Consider the following 1,660-nt stretch of genomic DNA (forward strand, 5'->3'; position numbering starts at 1 on the left):
GCGGTAACTGTCAAAATAGTTGTCGCCTGACACATCTCATTTTTCCCACCTCAATAAGAACGTCAGTCCTGATTGAGGCGGACACTATCGACTCGCTTCCAACTCCTCGTTGCACCGCTCCAGCGCTCGGGATTGCGTAGGCGTGCCTGTTCATAAACTTCCTGACGCCTCGCAAGGATGTCGCCATCGCGGCCCTCATGGCGCGAGGCCGGGGTGATAAAGCCGATGCCTGAGTGCAGATGCTCGTTGTTGTACCAGGCGACAAATCGCTCAAACCACCGCTGCGCCGCCTCCATGCTGGCAAAACCCTTGTTGGGGTAGGCCGGGCAGTACTTCACAGTTCGAAAGAGCGACTCGGCAAAGGGGTTGTCGTTGCTCACAGCAGGGCGGCTGAAACTGGCAACGACTCCCAGTCGCTGCATCGTCGAGAGCATCGTTGCCCCCCGCATCGGACCGCCATTATCCGAATGCAGGATGAGCTCACCAGCACCGATGTTTTCGTCGTGATAACAGCGCTCAAGCAGCGCGGCACTTCGCTCCATTCGCTCTTCGGCCTCCACCGACCAGCCCACGATTTTGCGGCTGAAGACGTCCTCAACCATGTACAGATAGTAGAACTGGCCGCGCACCTTCGTTGGTAAATATGAGATATCCCAGCACCAGAGCTGGTTGGGGGCCGTGGCGCATTTCTCAGGCGGTTTGCGACGGGTCGCCGGTTGCTGACGCCCACGGTGCTCAAGTTGTTTTGCCTCGCGCAGCAGGCGATACATCGTTGATTCGCTGCACAAATACTCACCGCGGTCGGCCAGCTGAGGCACGATTTGAGGCGGGGCAAGATTGCGATAAGGCGCGCTGTTGAGCGTCGTCATAATCTTAGCACGCTCCTCCGGCTTGAGCTTGTTTCGGGGAGCTTTTGAAGGTCCACAACGACCATCAGCGCCCAGACCATCGTGCGCCTCTCGCCACCGCTGAAGCGTGCGCGCAGCGATCTTGATCGTGGCACACGCCGCCTCAAAACGGGCGCCGCCAACCACCGCTTCATCCACGAGCGCAACGATCATGGCTCGTTCTTCGACGCTATGTCGTCGTCCTCGTCCCCCCATATCTGGCGGACTTTTTTTTGGAGGAGAAGCAGCGCCGCAGCCTCGCTCAGCGCACGCTCTTTACGCGCCAGCTCACGCTCAAGCTCACGGATGCGCTTCTGATCCTGGCCGGCTCGCTGTCGAGAGGCACGCTTGTGCGCGGCACTCCCTTCAAGCCCCTCGAGCATCTCGTGCTTCCACAGCTCAAGCTCGGCCTCGCGCACACCCTCGCGCCGCAGCAGAGCGCCAAGCTCCTCCTCGCTCGTGGCCGCCGCTTCGAGAATCACCCGCAATTTCTCCTGAGCGCTCCACTGTTGGGGCTTCTTCTTCGCCATACCCGCCTCGCCTGCGTGCGCCGGGGGAAAGGGGCCCTCAAGCGCCTGCTTTCGCCACTTCCACAACGCTGTTTTACTGATGCCGGACTCGCGCGCTAATCGATCTGGACTGACCGCATTGGGGCCAATCATTCGCTCGACCATCCGGAGCTTCAAACCTTCTGGGTATCCCATCGTACAACCCTTATATCGCCCCACGAAGTTCACGTTTGGTTGAGGCGACAACTATCCTGACAGAGGGGG

Annotated in this window: 1 protein-coding gene; it reads right to left on the minus strand. The window is 59.8% G+C overall.

Going from position 1 to position 1,660, the window contains the following annotated elements:
• Positions 1-62: 62 nt before the first annotated feature.
• A protein-coding gene (locus tag FRC98_RS20715; RefSeq protein ID WP_146983489.1) for an IS3 family transposase occupies positions 63-1,591 on the minus strand; the annotation gives its coding sequence in 2 pieces (ribosomal slippage) (positions 63-1,123 and positions 1,123-1,591; 1,530 coding nt in all).
• Positions 1,592-1,660: the final 69 nt, after the last annotated feature.

The sequence above is a fragment of the Lujinxingia vulgaris genome, from assembly GCF_007997015.1.
Taxonomy (GTDB): Bacteria; Myxococcota_A; Bradymonadia; order Bradymonadales; family Bradymonadaceae; genus Lujinxingia; species Lujinxingia vulgaris.